Origin of the sequence: Streptomyces violaceorubidus, assembly GCF_000717995.1 — a bacterium.
Lineage (GTDB): Bacteria > Actinomycetota > Actinomycetes > Streptomycetales > Streptomycetaceae > Streptomyces > Streptomyces violaceorubidus.
Genome location: NZ_JODM01000001.1, coordinates 254,884 through 267,986 on the forward strand (window position 1 = coordinate 254,884; position 13,103 = coordinate 267,986).

Genomic DNA, 13,103 nt, shown 5'->3' on the forward strand with positions numbered 1-13,103 from the left:
ACGTGACCGGGCCCGGGCGCTCTCCCTCACGCACGCCCGGACCCGTCCCCCGTTGTCCCCCTGTGGGGGGTCAGTGGGGTGTCACACCCGCTGCCACAGCGCCGGAACGTTCGGCGGCTCCCAGCCCGCGTATGCCTGGTGGCCCTGGAGGCAGCGGTAGGTGGTGCCGCCGTACGTCACGGTGTCGCCGGGCTGGTAGACGGTGCCGGCCGCCCAGGTGCCGCCGGGCTCGCCAGGCTCGCCGGGCTCCTCGCCGCCGTCGCCGCTGGTCGTCTTGAGCGTGAGCCCGTAGTTCTGGAGCAGCGCGTTGATCGGCTGGAAGAAGGTCTCCCCGCCGGAGCGGCAGTCCCCGGAGCCGCCCGAGGTGACGCCCTGCGCCTGGCTGCCGGAGATGTACGAGCCGCCGGAGTCGCCGGGCTCCGCGCACACCGTGGTCTTGGTGACCGGGGAGATGGTGCCTTCCTGGTAGGTGACGCTGGAGTTCAGCTGCGTGACGGTGCCGCAGTGCCAGCCGGTCGTCGAGCCCGAGCGGCACACGGACGCGCCGACCGGAGCCGCCGTGGAACCGGTCACCTGGACGTTCTGCCCACCGGCGCCGAGGACGTACGGGGTCGCCGTCCAGCTGGAGTTGGTGGCCACCCACGCCATGTCGCGGCCCGGGAAGACCGAGCCCTGGAAGGTGCCCTGGGCCACCCGGTTGGCGCCCGTCGTGGCGGCGCCGGCCCGGCCGCAGTGGCCCGCGGTGGCGAAGCCCTGCTGGGTGCCCTTGGTGACGGGGAAGCCGATCGAGCAGCGGCTGCTGTTGTTGATGTAGTACGCCTCGCCGCCGCGCAGGTCGTAGAAGGTGCGGGGCCGCTCGGTGCGGGACTCGACGCGGGTGAGGGACCGGTCGACACCGGCCGCCGCCAGCAGCGCACGGGCCGCGGCCGGACGTATCGCCTCGACGACGACGGTGTTGTCGCGGGTGTCGACGTACCAGATGGGCGCGTCGGCGGTGTTCAGGCCGGCCGCCGCCTCGTCCAGGCGGGCCTTGGCCGCGTCCAGGTCGGCGAGCGAGTGGCGTACGACCTTCGCCTCGGCGCCCCGCGCCTCGATCGCGGCGACGTCGCCCGCGTCGGTCGTCGCCACGGTCAGGGTGCCGGACTCGGCGCCGCGCACCCACGCGCCCGCGAAGTCGCCGCCGAGCGCGGCCCGCAGCCGGCCCGCCGTGGCGCCCGCCTCGGCCTCGTTGACGAGGCGGCGCTCCGCCTGCCCGCGGTCCAGTCCGAGGTCCCGCCGCATGGCCTTGAGGAGAGCCGGGGGCGCGGCGTCGGTGCGCAGGGTCTCGGCCGCGGTGGGGGAGGAACCGGCGGGTGCCGTCCCGGCGCTCGCGGAGCCGCTGAGCCCGGCCACGAGCAGGGCCGCGGTCGCGGCGACGGCGGCACCCACGGCTCTGTGGTGTCGGTGTCGGTGGGACATGGGGGATCTCCTCGGTCTCGGTGGGGAGGTGCCGAAACCGTAGGGAGGGCCGACCGGCCGCCATAAGACGTCAGTCGTCCCTCTCCCCGGTGTTATGGAACCCGGTGGGCCGACATCCACTCCGTGTAGCTGTCGCTGTTCGCGGCCACGCCCGCGTGCGCCATGCGCGCCTGCGAGAGCACGGCCGCGGCGGTGTCCTGCCGCTGCGTCGCCGCGTGCCAGCCGAGCAGGTGCCGCCAGGTCAGCGGGGTGCCGGTCAGGGGCCGGGTCACGATCTGCGGCGTGGTCGGAAAGGCCGCCCGGCACAGCCCGACCGCCCGCCCCACCTGCACCAGGTGCACGAGCGACGCGGTGTCCGTCTCGTACATGCGGCGCGGGGTGAAGCCCGCGCGGGCGCAGGACGCGGTGAAGCAGTCGCCGAAGCAGCCGTCGCCGGGTACGCAGGCCCACTCCTCGTCGGCCAGCTCGGTCAGGTCCACCTCCGCGCGGTGGGCGAGCGGGTGGCCCTCGGTCATCATGACGAACACCGGGTCGACGGCGACCTCCCGCCACACCAGCCCCTCACCGGCGGGCGGTGCCGCGGTGCCGCAGGTCCCGGCCAGCGCGAAGTCCAACCGCCCCTCGGAGAGCTGACCGGCCAGCTCCCGCTCGGACCAGGAAGTGCAGGTCGTCATCCGGGCGTCGGGCGCCACCCCGGCCAGCCGGTCGAGCAGGGCGCCCAGCAGGGGCCCGTGGGTGCCGCCGATCCGCAGCCGCTCCGCCGTGCGCGGCGCACGGGCGAACCGGGCCGCCTCCTGCTGCAGCTCGGTCACCGCCGGGAGCACGATCCGGCTGCGCTCCAGCACCAGTTCGCCCAGCGCGGTGGCCCGCACTCCGTGCCGACCGCGCACGAACAGCGCGCCGCCCAGGGCCCGTTCGATCCGCTTGAGCTGTGCGCTCAACGCGGGCTGCGCGAGGCCGAGAGCCGTCGCCGCCCTGGTGAGGCTGCCGGCGTCGGCGATGGCCCGGACCGTCTTGAGATGCCGCAACTCCAGCTCCATGAGGGGAGCTTGCGACGCGGGAAGGACGGGGGCAAGGGGTTGGTACGGACCTGTGGAGGAAACTTCAAGTACGTGCTTCCTCGTTCGCGGCGGTCAACTCCCGGGTCCGGCGCAGCAGCTCCTCCCGTACGGAGTCCGGTGCCAGCACGCGCAACGGCGTGGCGAGGCTGAACAGATACCGGGCCAGCCCCTCCGTGCTCGATCCGCCGATCTCGACGACCGTGGCGTCCGGCCCGTCGGCCCGGTGCAGTCCGACCGTGGCGGGGATGGACCGCAGCGCCTGCTCCATGGGTACCGGCAGGCGGACGGTGGCCAGTACCGCGTACGGTCCGGTCGCGCTCGCGCGGGACACGAGCAGCGCCGGATCGGGCGGCGGTTCGGTGAACTCGACGGCCCGCCCGGTCGTCTGCAACCGCTCGACCCGGTCGGCCCGGAAGGTCCGCCACTCGCCCCGCTCGACGTCCCGTGCCACGAAGTACCAACGCCGCCCGGTGTGCACGAGCCGGTAGGGATCGACGGCCCGCACACTCGCGCGCCCCTCGTAGTCCCGGTACGCCATCCGGGCCCGCTCGCCCCGCCGGCAGGCCGCCGCCAGCTCCAGCAGCGTCCCCGCCGCGACCTGCGGCTCACCGGCCCGCGGCGTCTGCACGAACGCGGCGTCCATGTCCCCGAGCCGGTCGCCCAGCCGCTTGGGCAGCACCTGCCGCAGCTTCAGCAGCGCCGACAACGCCGCCTGGTCCCCGCCGAGCGCCCCGCTCAGCGCGGCCTCCCGCAGCCCGACGGCCACGGCGAGGGCCTCCTCGTCGTCCAGGATCAACGGCGGCGTACGCGTCCCCGGCCGCAGCCGGTACCCGCCCCAGGGCCCCGGGTCGGAGTCGACGGTGTACCCCAGCTCCCGCAGCCGCGCGACATCCCGCCGCACCGTCCGCTCCGTGACCTCCATCCGCTCGGCCAGCTCACCGCAGGTCCAGGCGGGACGGACGGCGAGGAGGGAGACCAGCCGCAGCAGCCGGGCGGAAGTACTGAGCACGGTGGGGAAGTCTGCCACGATCCACCGACGTGACCAGGACCGAACCTGTCCTGGTCACGTCCTACGGTCTCTCCATGACGACAACGCAGAACGACCCGGCGCCGACCTTCCGCTTCTCGGCCGTCACCTTCGACTGCTCCGACCCCGCCGCGCTGGCCCGCTTCTGGGCCGAGGCCCTCGACCTCCCGGTGGCCTTCAACACCGACGACTTCTACCTCCTCGGCGGCAAGGACGGCGCGCCCGGCCTCGGCTTCTGCCGCCTCGCCGACTACCGTCCGCCGACCTGGCCGGGCACCGACCAGGAGAAGCAGGCCCACATCGACGTCGGCGTCGACGACCTGGACGCGGGGGAGGCCCGCCTGCTCGCCCTGGGCGCCACGAAGCCCGACTTCCAGCCGTCTCCGGACCGCTGGCGGGTGCTGCTGGACCCGGCGGGGCACCCGTTCTGCGTGTCGAGGGTGGCGTGAGCTGGGAGGGGACTACTCGCCCTCGAAGACGGCCTCGGCCGAGGGCGCGGTGACGGCCCGTGCGAGCCAGTGACGGAGAACCTCGGGGTCGCCGCACTCCGTGATGCGCGTACGGACCTCGTCGGAGACGTCGAGTCCACGCTGTTCCAAGACCAGCAGGACGTCCTGGGCGCCTTGCTGGGCGCGGCCCTGTTCACGGCCTTCGTCGCGGATCTCTTCGGAGATGTACGACTTGTAGAAGGAGAGGTCCGTGGCCACCAGGTTCCTCCAGAGATGCTTGGCCGGGCGGTTGCCCAGACCGTGTGCGGTGAATTCGACGATGGGGTCGGCGATGTCTTCGGGCGCGTCCCGCAGAGCGGTGGACAGGGCCTTCAGTATCGCATTGACGACCGGTTCCGTGGCGTGTGTGATGGCCGCCAGGCTGGCCAGGATCAGGTCGGCACGGGCTTCGTCCGGTTCGGTGATCACCGGCATGTTGTGCGGGCCGACGACCAGGGGACGCAGGGTGAGGGCAGGCATCTGGGCCGGTCCGCTGGTGACCGGTTGCTGAGCCCACTTGGCTGTGGCGTAGTCCTGGCAGACGACCAGGAGCGCCGTGGGCAGCCGGTATTTGGTCCACAGGTACGCGACGTAGTACGCCCAGCTCGCGGGCTTGTCGGGGTCCTTCTTGCCTTGTGCCTCAATGGCCAGCAGGAAGGGCCCCTGTTCTGCCGTCTCGAAGCGCAGGAGCGTGTCCACGCGGCGTTCGACGGGGCTGGCCTCGGTGAGGTCGGTCGGCAGGGCCGTCGCACCGGTGGGCTTCGGAATGTCGACGCCGAGGAAACGTGAGACGCGACTGAACAGTCCGGGGTCGTGCTGGAAGATGCGGTGCATCGCCTCGTGGGGCGGGCTGACCATGGGGTTTCTTGCCTGGTTCAGGGAGGGGAGGCGGCTGCGGTGCGGCAGTCGCGGCAGTGGGATTCGGTCTCGGGGGCGCGGAAACCCCGGTCGCAGCCGTCGCAGTTCTGAAGTGGGAGGCGCGGTGGCGGTACGGCGGCCGACGGAGTACGGAACGGCGGCGGCGGTGGCAGCCGGTCGGCGAGTCGGTGGGCCAGCAGCGCGGCCGGGCGGCGCAGGGGCTGGTCCGGGAGGCGGGCGGTCAGGGCGTGGCGTACGGCGGCGGGGGCGACGTCCCGCTCCAGCCAGGCCGCGACGCCCGGAACCAGGTGGGCCGTGTCGGTCGCGGAGAGCAGCAGCCGGGAGTCGTGTCGCCGCAGGTCGGCCAGCAGGTCGAGGGCCGTCTGGAGGAGCGCGGGGGCGGTGCTGCTCGGCTGCGGTACGGCGGGGAGCGCCTTGGGTCCCGTACGGCCGGACGGCGGAGGCGTGCGCTTGGCGGGCGGACACCCCGTGTCGACCGGTTCGCGGCGGCTCGCGCGCGGCTGGTTGCAGGAGACCGTGCGGGTGACGATCCGGCCGGTCTCCGTGCGGTGGCGTTCGCGGCGCAGGTAGCCGTGGGCCTCCAGCTCGCGCAGGGCGGCTGCGATACGGGTCGGGCCCTCCGGGAAGCGGGCGGCGAGCGACTTGATGTCGGCGCCCGCGCCGGTCGGAAGCGACTGGAGGTGGCAGCTCAGGCCGATCGCGAGGAGCGACAGCTCTTTGTGCTGGACCAGGTGGTTGCCGATCACCACGAAGCGGGTGGTGTGGCGGGTGTTGTCGTGGGTGATGCCCGCGACATGGCGACGCGTACGGGACGGATTGTCAGCAGGGGCTGACTGGCCGCGCGGGGGCGCGCTAGGGTCTCGAGTATCCATCGGGAAGGTCCTTGCTTCCTAGGTGGTAGGCCCTCGCCCCGGGATGCCAGTCCCAGCGGGGGCCGATGTCTTTTCGGTTGTGCCTGCTTGCGCTGAGAGTAGGGGAGTTGGGGACCCGGAAATCCAGCTGAGCCGGTGATGTTCACCCGCCCGAGTGATGGCGTGCCTTGGGTGGGAGGGGTGGGGCTTGGATGGGGTCTTTTCTCCCGGGTTTCTTGTCTTGGTAGGGCACCGACGCCACCGGGACCTCAGAACGTGGGTTCCGGTGGCGTACAGCGCAGTTCGGCCCAGACCGTCTTGCGCGGGAAGCGGCCCTCCGTCACTCCCCAGCGGCTCGCCAGCGCCTCGACCAGCAGCAGGCCCCGCCCGGACTCGGCGTCGGGCGCGGGTGCTTGGGGTCGCGGCACTTCCTGGCCACGGGTGTCGGTGACCTCGATGCGGAGGATGTCGCCGACGACGTAGAGGGTGAGCCGGAAATCGCGGCCGGGAACGCGCCCGTGGTCCGCCGCGTTGTTGGCGAGCTCGGCCACGAGCAGGCGGGCCGGGTCCAGGGGCAGCCCCCAGGAGCGGAGCTGTTCGGTCGCGAGCAGACGGGCGAGGCGGGCACCGCGCGGCGTGGGGGAGAGCTGCACGCTGAAGTTGCGGACGGACGTCGGGAGTTCGGCGGATTACTGGTTCACGTCACTCAGCGTGGCGGTGAGTGCGTACCGTGAAAAGTGACTCAGCGGGTACGTGCCGTGACTGTCCGGTGGTTGTCCATCGCTGTCGGGGCTGTCGGTAGGTGCCGTACGGGTAGGGCGCTGGGGCAACACGGCGAGCACGACGAAGGGGTGCGGGATGGCGGTCGAGACGGACGAGTCGGGGTGGGAGGTCGACCCCGACGACGAGTGGGGTGTCGCGGTCATCACCACGGTGGGACGGCAGTTGAAGCTCCGCCGCGAGGCTGCCGGGATGCGCGCCGGCGAGTTCGGAGTGGCGGTCGGGTACGGGGAGGACCTGGTCTACAAGGTCGAGGGCGGCAAGCGGATTCCCCGGCAGGAGTACCTGGACAGGGCCGACGAGGTGCTCGGAGCCGGTGGGCTCATCTCGGCGGCGTGGGAGGACGTGAAGAAGGTTCGGTACCCCGAAGAGGGTTCGGGAACTGGGGAAGTTGGAGGGGAAGGCTGTTGAGATCGGCCTGTACGAGTGCAACATCATCGCTGGCCTCTTGCAGACCCCGGAGCACGCGCGAACGCTGATCGAGGCAGCGCAGCCGCCGTACTCACCCGACGACGTCGACCGTATGGTGGCCGCACGGTTGGCTCGGCAGTCGGTCTACGAGCGCGATCCGGCTCCCTCGATGCACTTCGTGCTGGAAGAGGCGCCATTGCGTCGGCAGGTTGGGGGCACAATGGTGTGGCGACAGCAGCTCGAACGTCTGCTGGAGATGGGGCGATTGCACAACGTCACGCTTCAGGTGATGCCGACGAATGCTGACGCCCATCCAGGGCTGGACGGCAGGATCGAGTTGTTGAAGTTCCCGGACGGTACAGCGGTGGGGCGCTCTGACGGGGCGTTCAACGGACGGCCGATCACCGACCCGAAACACCTGCGCGTTGTCGAGCTGCGGTATGGCACGATCCGGGCGCAGGCTCTCTCCCCCAGGGAGTCGTTGGCCTTCATCGAGACACTGCTGGGAGAAACATGATCCGCGAGGCCGAACTGGTCTGGTTCAAGAGCAGCTACAGCGGCGGTACCGACGGCAACTCCTGCGTCGAGCTGGCCCTGACCCCCGCCACCATCCACGTCCGGGACTCCAAGCACACCGACGGCCCCCGCCTCACCCTCACCCCCGCCGCTTGGGCGAGCTTCCTGCCGTACGCGTCGCGGCGCTGACCTCCTGCGTGCCGAGCACGGCCAGCAGCTCCAGCAGCCCCGCGCTGTCCGTGCCGACGGCCGGGGTGAACCACAGGAGCCGCTGGCGGCCGTCCTCGCTGAAGAGGTTGAGGCAGTTGACCTCGATCAGGCCGATCACCGGGTGGACCAGCCGCTTCCGGTCCTCGCGCCGGAAGGCCACCTCGTGGTCGGCCCACAGCGCGGCGAACTCGGGGGAGACGCCGCGCAGCGTACGGATCATCGAGCCGACCTCCGCGTCCTTGGCGTCCCGCCGGGCGGCGGCGGCCCGCAGGTCGGCGACGAAGGAACGGGACTGGTACGCGTGGTCGGCCTCGGGATACAGCTTCCGGGCCTCCGGCTCGGTGAACCACCGGTGCACGAAGCTGGCGCGGGGCCCCCGGTAACCGGACTGGTCCCCGAGCAGCGCCACGGCCAGCGGATTCTGGACGAGGGTGACGTGCAGGTCGGTGATCACCTGCGCCGGGGTCGAGGACATGCGCTCCAGCAGGTCCAGCATGCCGGGGTGCACGTGCGAGGCGGGCCCGCCCTGGACGGGCACCGGCCGGTCGGCGAGCCGGTACAGGTAGTCCCGCTCGTCGGCGGACAGCCGCAGCGCACGCGCCAGCGAGGCGATCATCTGCTCGGACGGCTGCGACCCGGCGCCGCGCTCCAGCTCGTTGTAGTAGTCCACGGAGGCACCGGCGAGCTGGGCCACCTCCTCACGGCGCAGCCCCGGCACCCGGCGGCGCGGACCGGCGGGGAGCCCCACGTCGGCGGGGCGGATGCGCTCGCGCCGCGAACGCAGGAACGCTCCCAGCTCGGCGTACTTCGCAGCACTCATACCGTCCATTCTGCGCGGGGCCGGGCCGGTGACCCAGGGGATGGCATCCCCTGGCTGCGCCGCGCGACCGGCCGCATCGTGGAGTCATGACCACGCATACGCACCACACGAACCAGCAGACAGCAGAACCGGGCGACGGCGGCACACGGGTCGCCGTCGTCACCGGCGGATCGCGCGGCATCGGCCGTGCGGTCGCCCGGAAGCTCGCCGAGGACGGTCTGGCCGTCGTCGTGAACTACGCCCGCGGCACCGCCGCCGCCGACGAGACGGTGGCGGCGATCACCGGGGCCGGCGGACGAGCCGTCTCCGTACAGGCCGACGTGGCGGAGGAGAAGGAGGTCGCCGCACTGTTCGACCGGGCGGAGGAGGAGTTCGGCGGCGTCGACGTGGTCGTGAACGCGGCCGGGCAGATGAGACTGGCGCCGATCGCCGACCTGGACCTGGCGGCGCTCGACGCCATGCACCGCACCAACATCCGCGGCACCTTCGTCGTCGCCCGGCAGGCGGCGCGGCGACTGCGCGCGGGAGGCGCCTTCGTCGGGGTCTCGACCTCCGTCGTGGGGACGCAGGCCCCCACGTACGCCGGCTACGCGGCGAGCAAGGGCGCCGTGGAGGCCATGACGTTGATCATGGCGCGGGAGCTGCGCGGGCGGGACATCTCCGTGAACACGGTCGCGCCCGGGCCGACGGCCACCGACCTCTTCCTCGACGGCAAGACGGCCGAGGAGATCGACCGGCTCGCGAAGACGCCGCCCCTGGAGCGGCTGGGCACCCCGGAGGACATCGCGGCGGTGATCGCCTTCCTGGGCAGCCCCGCCGGGCACTGGGTGAACGGCCAGATCCTGCGTGCCAACGGAGGGCTGGTCTGACATGCCCTTCGCCCACTTCAAGGTCCCGGCGGGCACCCTCACGCCACAGGACAAGCAGAAGATCGTCGAACGCACCACCGACCTCTACGCCGAGATCTACGGGGAGCGAGCCCGCCCGACCACCGTCGTCCTCGTCGACGAGGTCCCGGACGGCGGCTGGGGCGTCGCCGGCAACGTCCTGACCGCCGCGATGCTGAACGGGGAGGAGTAGCGGCACCCGGAGTTCTTCGTCTCATCCAGTGAGCGGGTGCTGGCCACGAGGTTTACACGCGCGTAACACTTGAGTGTCCCGCGCGCGGCAACGGCGCCGAGCGCCTCCCACCGGTCGCTGCACGCGACCGGTGCCCGCCGTGCCAGAAAGGGCCCCTGTGACGACCCGAAGCGAGACGCAGACCACCCTCGACCACCTCCTCACCGAGATCGAGCACCGCAATCCGGCCCAGCCGGAGTTCCACCAGGCTGTGCACGAGGTCCTGGAAACACTCGCCCCGGTCGTCGCGGCCCGCCCCGAGTACGCGGAGCCCGGCCTCGTCGAGCGGCTGGTCGAGCCGGAGCGCCAGGTGATCTTCCGGGTGCCGTGGCAGGACGACCGGGGCCGCGTCCACGTCAACCGGGGCTTCCGCGTCGAGTTCAACAGCGCGCTGGGCCCGTACAAGGGCGGCCTGCGCTTCCACCCGTCCGTCAACCTGGGCGTCATCAAGTTCCTGGGCTTCGAGCAGATCTTCAAGAACGCGCTGACCGGCCTCGGCATCGGCGGTGGCAAGGGCGGCAGCGACTTCGACCCGCACGGGCGCAGCGACGCCGAGGTCATGCGGTTCTGCCAGTCCTTCATGACGGAGCTGTACCGGCACATCGGCGAGCACACGGACGTCCCGGCCGGGGACATCGGCGTCGGCGGCCGGGAGATCGGCTACCTCTTCGGCCAGTACCGCCGGATCACCAACCGCTGGGAGTCCGGCGTCCTCACCGGCAAGGGCCAGGGCTGGGGCGGTTCGCTGATCCGCCCGGAGGCGACGGGCTACGGCAACGTGCTCTTCGCGGCGGCGATGCTGCGCGAGCGCGGTGAGGACCTGGAGGGCCAGACCGCGGTCGTCTCGGGCTCCGGCAACGTGGCGATCTACACCATCGAGAAGCTGACCGCCCTCGGCGCGAACGCCGTCACCTGCTCCGACTCCTCCGGCTACGTCGTCGACGAGAAGGGCATCGACCTCGACCTGCTCAAGCAGATCAAGGAGGTCGAGCGAGGCCGCGTCGACGCGTACGCCGAGCGCCGGGGCGCCTCGGCCCGCTTCGTCCCCGGCGGGCGCGTCTGGGAGGTCCCGGCGGACCTGGCCCTGCCGTCGGCCACGCAGAACGAGCTGGACGAGAACGACGCCGCGGCCCTGGTCCGCAACGGCGTCAAGGCGGTCTCCGAGGGCGCGAACATGCCGACGACCCCCGCCGCCGTCCACCTGCTCCAGAAGGCGGGCGTCGCCTTCGGCCCCGGCAAGGCGGCCAACGCGGGCGGCGTCGCGGTCAGCGCCCTGGAGATGGCGCAGAACCACGCCCGTACGTCGTGGACGGCGGCGCGTGTGGAGGAGGAGCTGGCGGACATCATGACCAGCATCCACACCACCTGCCACGAGACCGCCGAGCGCTACGGCGCCCCCGGCGACTACGTCACCGGCGCGAACATCGCCGGCTTCGAGCGGGTGGCCGACGCGATGCTGGCGCAGGGCGTCATCTGAGGGGCGACGGGTGCGCGGACACGGGGGCGGATGCCCCGTCCGGCGCACAAGGTCGGGGCCCGCACCCTGCTGAGTGCGGGCCCCGGCTGCCATGGCGGGTCAGTGGTCGGAGTAGCTGAAGTCCCCCACGGTCCAGGCGCTGACGTCCTCGATCGCCACGCGGTACATTCCGCCGGTTTCGGGGATCCCCATCGTGCCCTGGAGGATCCGGGCGACGTGGAAGTGCAGGTGTGTGGGTGCCTCCACCTTCTGTGCCGGGGCGTCGAAGGCGGCGGAGAAGGCGCCCAGGTCCGCGGAGTCGGTCAGCACTTCCGACACCCGCTGCCGCCACACGGACTCGGGGGCCAGGCGGCCGGTGATAACAGCGCCGTGGGTGACCACGGTCAAGGACATTCGACTGCTCTGCGCGGACTCCACACGGGCGGCAATGTCAACGAGCAGCTCGTCAGGCTTCGACATGAGAACGGATTTTATCCGCAGGCCCGCGCGGGCGGGCGGGTCGGTGGCACTAGCGGGCAGAACGAGCACTCCCCGACGTGTCCCCGGACGCCCCGGCGCCACCGCGCCGCAGCTCCGCGTTGATGCGCTGAGCCTCTTCGAGCTGGTCTTCCAGGATGATGATGCGGCAGGCCGCCTCGATGGACGTGCCCTGGTCGACCATCTCGCGGGCGCGAGCGGCGATGCGCAGCTGGTAGCGGGAGTAGCGGCGATGGCCCCCCTCCGAGCGCAGCGGCGTGATCAGCCGGGCCTCTCCGAGGGCTCGCAGGAAGGCGGGCGTGGTGCCCAGCATCTCGGCCGCCCGCCCCATGGTGTACGCGGGGTAGTCGTCGTCGTCGATGCGGTCGAGCGGTGTGTCTGCGGTCATCTGCACCTCTGTTCGCGGAATGCGTCGAGGGGCCTTGGTGCCGTACGGCACCAAGGCCCCGAGGGATTTGTAACACCATCCGCCGGCCTACTGCACTGCCGGCCTTCTGTTGAGGGATCGCGGATGCGTGACCGTGGGACCACCTTCCGTTCCGGGGCCTGCGGTACCCGGTGAGAGCGTGCTCGACCGGGCGATCCTGATGGCGTCCTCCTCCTTGCCTCGCTTCACTGACTTCTTGGCTACGACAGAAGACTAACCACGGCGGCGAGGGAATGTCTACAGCAGCCACAACAGATTTTCATCCAAACGGGTGAACGGCTTTCTGTATCGAGGGCGCATGGGCCGTGTGGGACGATGACGGGGCAACTGTTCGAGCGACTGACGGGGGAGGCCGGGCAGGACATGGCCCGTTACACGGAAGCACTGACCGTCGAACGGGGCGGGTTCCGCATCAAGGTGCCGGAGACCTGGTGGGAGTTCGACGTGCGCCCGGAGTCCCGGGACGACTCGATCCGCCGCATGGTCGACGACCGCGTCCGCCGGTACCCGGAGCTGAAGCCCTCCCGGTCCGCGTACCTCACCTTCCTCCAGCAGGCGGCGTCCGACGCGTGGAAGTCGGGCGCGCTGTACTGCGGTTGCATGGCGGAGAGCTTCGGCGGCGACACCCCGATCACCGGCTCGGTCACGGTCTCCCTGATCGGCGGCCGCACGTCCTCCGGCGACCCCCTCCCCACCGACCCGGCGGCCATCGCGGGGCAGTTGGCCGTCAAGGAGGCGAGGAAACCCGGCGACTCCTGGCGCAAGGTCACCACGGTCGACATCCCCGGCGTGGGCCCCGCCGCCCGCACCCGGGGCGTGGAGGACATCCCGGTCCCGGGGGACGCTCTGAACCGCACGGTCCGCGCGGTGCTCATGCAGACGTACATCCCGGTCCCCGGCCAGGAGGGCAAGGTCGCCCTGGTGGCGGGCAGCAGCCAGGTCCTCGACCTCGCGGACTCCTTCTTCGACATCTTCGACGCGATCACGTCGACGTTCCGGTTCGTGGACTGAGGGCGCGGGGGCGGGCGTAGGCGCGCGGCTCCTTCGTCGCCCACGACGCCGCAGGCCGTTTCCTTTCAGGACCGTCTTTCTTCGTACGTCC

The 13,103-nt window shown here is 71.7% G+C and carries 15 protein-coding genes and 1 pseudogene; 7 read left to right on the forward strand and 9 right to left on the reverse strand.

The genetic code is table 11. From position 1 onward, the window contains the following. Positions 1 to 81: 81 nt before the first annotated feature. The 3 genes from IE94_RS0101235 to IE94_RS0101245 form a co-directional block, all read right to left on the reverse strand. The gene (locus IE94_RS0101235) at positions 82 to 1,458 is read right to left on the reverse strand and encodes a carbohydrate-binding protein (protein WP_030145458.1); all 1,377 of its coding nucleotides are present in this window, start codon (positions 1,456 to 1,458) and stop codon (positions 82 to 84) included. A gap of 92 nt (positions 1,459 to 1,550) precedes the next feature. Then, complete coding sequence (locus IE94_RS0101240; RefSeq protein WP_030145459.1) at positions 1,551 to 2,498, reverse strand: LysR family transcriptional regulator; 948 nt, start codon at positions 2,496 to 2,498, stop codon at positions 1,551 to 1,553. Positions 2,499 to 2,562: 64 nt separating this feature from the next. Then, on the reverse strand, positions 2,563 to 3,528 hold the full coding sequence (locus tag IE94_RS0101245) for a helix-turn-helix transcriptional regulator (RefSeq protein ID WP_030145460.1): 966 nt from the start codon (positions 3,526 to 3,528) through the stop codon (positions 2,563 to 2,565). A 74-nt stretch (positions 3,529 to 3,602) separates the two neighbouring features. On the opposite strand from IE94_RS0101245, the gene IE94_RS0101250 reads away from it, so the two are divergent. After that, positions 3,603 to 3,995 (forward strand): VOC family protein, encoded by a 393-nt coding sequence (locus IE94_RS0101250; protein WP_030145461.1) that lies wholly within the window; start codon positions 3,603 to 3,605, stop codon positions 3,993 to 3,995. A 12-nt stretch (positions 3,996 to 4,007) separates the two neighbouring features. Here the strand turns inward: IE94_RS0101250 and IE94_RS0101255 are convergent, their stop codons facing one another. The 3 genes from IE94_RS0101255 to IE94_RS35110 form a co-directional block, all read right to left on the reverse strand. Then, complete coding sequence (locus IE94_RS0101255; protein WP_030145462.1) at positions 4,008 to 4,892, reverse strand: RpnC/YadD family protein; 885 nt, start codon at positions 4,890 to 4,892, stop codon at positions 4,008 to 4,010. 17 nt (positions 4,893 to 4,909) lie between these two features. Continuing rightward, the gene (locus IE94_RS0101260; RefSeq protein WP_030145463.1) at positions 4,910 to 5,785 is read right to left on the reverse strand and encodes a helix-turn-helix domain-containing protein; all 876 of its coding nucleotides are present in this window, start codon (positions 5,783 to 5,785) and stop codon (positions 4,910 to 4,912) included. 248 nt (positions 5,786 to 6,033) lie between these two features. Continuing rightward, positions 6,034 to 6,417 (reverse strand): ATP-binding protein, encoded by a 384-nt coding sequence (locus IE94_RS35110; RefSeq protein ID WP_051777152.1) that lies wholly within the window; start codon positions 6,415 to 6,417, stop codon positions 6,034 to 6,036. Between the two features lie 205 nt (positions 6,418 to 6,622). Between IE94_RS35110 and IE94_RS35115 the strand changes: the two are divergent. Next, positions 6,623 to 7,472: pseudogene (locus IE94_RS35115) on the forward strand (helix-turn-helix domain-containing protein). Continuing rightward, entirely contained in the window at positions 7,469 to 7,660 is a 192-nt protein-coding gene (locus IE94_RS0101275) for a DUF397 domain-containing protein (RefSeq protein WP_030145464.1), read from the forward strand. The pseudogene IE94_RS35115 and the gene IE94_RS0101275 overlap by 4 nt, the downstream one beginning before the upstream one ends. Here the strand turns inward: IE94_RS0101275 and IE94_RS0101280 are convergent. Beyond that, positions 7,611 to 8,501: a helix-turn-helix transcriptional regulator gene (locus IE94_RS0101280; protein ID WP_037921430.1), complete on the reverse strand. Its 891-nt coding sequence runs from the start codon at positions 8,499 to 8,501 to the stop codon at positions 7,611 to 7,613. The two genes, IE94_RS0101275 and IE94_RS0101280, sit on opposite strands and share 50 nt — an antisense overlap. Positions 8,502 to 8,587: 86 nt before the next feature. On the opposite strand from IE94_RS0101280, the gene IE94_RS0101285 reads away from it, so the two are divergent. From IE94_RS0101285 to gdhA, 3 genes are all read left to right on the forward strand, one after another. Further along, a complete protein-coding gene (locus IE94_RS0101285; protein ID WP_030145466.1) occupies positions 8,588 to 9,370 on the forward strand; it encodes an SDR family oxidoreductase in 783 nt (260 codons plus the stop codon). A 1-nt stretch (position 9,371) separates the two neighbouring features. Continuing rightward, a complete protein-coding gene (locus tag IE94_RS0101290; RefSeq protein ID WP_030145467.1) occupies positions 9,372 to 9,581 on the forward strand; it encodes a 4-oxalocrotonate tautomerase family protein in 210 nt (69 codons plus the stop codon). Positions 9,582 to 9,738: 157 nt separating this feature from the next. Further along, positions 9,739 to 11,097 carry an NADP-specific glutamate dehydrogenase gene (gene gdhA, locus IE94_RS0101295; protein WP_030145468.1) on the forward strand — a complete coding sequence of 453 codons (1,359 nt, stop codon included), beginning with the start codon at positions 9,739 to 9,741 and terminating at the stop codon, positions 11,095 to 11,097. 99 nt (positions 11,098 to 11,196) lie between these two features. Here gdhA and IE94_RS0101300 read toward each other — a convergent pair whose 3' ends face one another. Together IE94_RS0101300 and IE94_RS0101305 are read right to left on the reverse strand one after the other, a co-directional pair. Next, positions 11,197 to 11,556, reverse strand: a complete 360-nt coding sequence (locus IE94_RS0101300) for a hypothetical protein (RefSeq protein WP_030145469.1) — start codon at positions 11,554 to 11,556, stop codon at positions 11,197 to 11,199. 49 nt (positions 11,557 to 11,605) lie between these two features. Next, the gene (locus IE94_RS0101305) at positions 11,606 to 11,962 is read right to left on the reverse strand and encodes a MerR family transcriptional regulator (RefSeq protein ID WP_030145470.1); all 357 of its coding nucleotides are present in this window, start codon (positions 11,960 to 11,962) and stop codon (positions 11,606 to 11,608) included. Positions 11,963 to 12,364: 402 nt separating this feature from the next. On the opposite strand from IE94_RS0101305, the gene IE94_RS0101310 reads away from it, so the two are divergent. Then, positions 12,365 to 13,012: a hypothetical protein gene (locus IE94_RS0101310; protein WP_030145471.1), complete on the forward strand. Its 648-nt coding sequence runs from the start codon at positions 12,365 to 12,367 to the stop codon at positions 13,010 to 13,012. The last annotated feature ends 91 nt before the right edge of the window (positions 13,013 to 13,103 follow it).

Coding starts and splice junctions, on each gene's coding strand:
- IE94_RS0101305 (WP_030145470.1), bottom strand. CDS start 11,962: ATGACCGCAGACACACCGCTCGACCGCATCGACGACGACGACTACCCC.
- IE94_RS0101280 (WP_037921430.1), bottom strand. CDS start 8,501: ATGAGTGCTGCGAAGTACGCCGAGCTGGGAGCGTTCCTGCGTTCGCGG.
- IE94_RS0101255 (WP_030145462.1), bottom strand. CDS start 4,892: ATGGTCAGCCCGCCCCACGAGGCGATGCACCGCATCTTCCAGCACGAC.
- IE94_RS0101275 (WP_030145464.1), top strand. CDS start 7,469: ATGATCCGCGAGGCCGAACTGGTCTGGTTCAAGAGCAGCTACAGCGGC.
- IE94_RS0101310 (WP_030145471.1), top strand. CDS start 12,365: ATGGCCCGTTACACGGAAGCACTGACCGTCGAACGGGGCGGGTTCCGC.
- IE94_RS0101300 (WP_030145469.1), bottom strand. CDS start 11,556: ATGTCGAAGCCTGACGAGCTGCTCGTTGACATTGCCGCCCGTGTGGAG.
- IE94_RS0101240 (WP_030145459.1), bottom strand. CDS start 2,498: ATGGAGCTGGAGTTGCGGCATCTCAAGACGGTCCGGGCCATCGCCGAC.
- IE94_RS0101250 (WP_030145461.1), top strand. CDS start 3,603: ATGACGACAACGCAGAACGACCCGGCGCCGACCTTCCGCTTCTCGGCC.
- IE94_RS0101285 (WP_030145466.1), top strand. CDS start 8,588: ATGACCACGCATACGCACCACACGAACCAGCAGACAGCAGAACCGGGC.
- IE94_RS0101260 (WP_030145463.1), bottom strand. CDS start 5,785: ATGGATACTCGAGACCCTAGCGCGCCCCCGCGCGGCCAGTCAGCCCCT.
- IE94_RS0101235 (WP_030145458.1), bottom strand. CDS start 1,458: ATGTCCCACCGACACCGACACCACAGAGCCGTGGGTGCCGCCGTCGCC.
- IE94_RS0101290 (WP_030145467.1), top strand. CDS start 9,372: ATGCCCTTCGCCCACTTCAAGGTCCCGGCGGGCACCCTCACGCCACAG.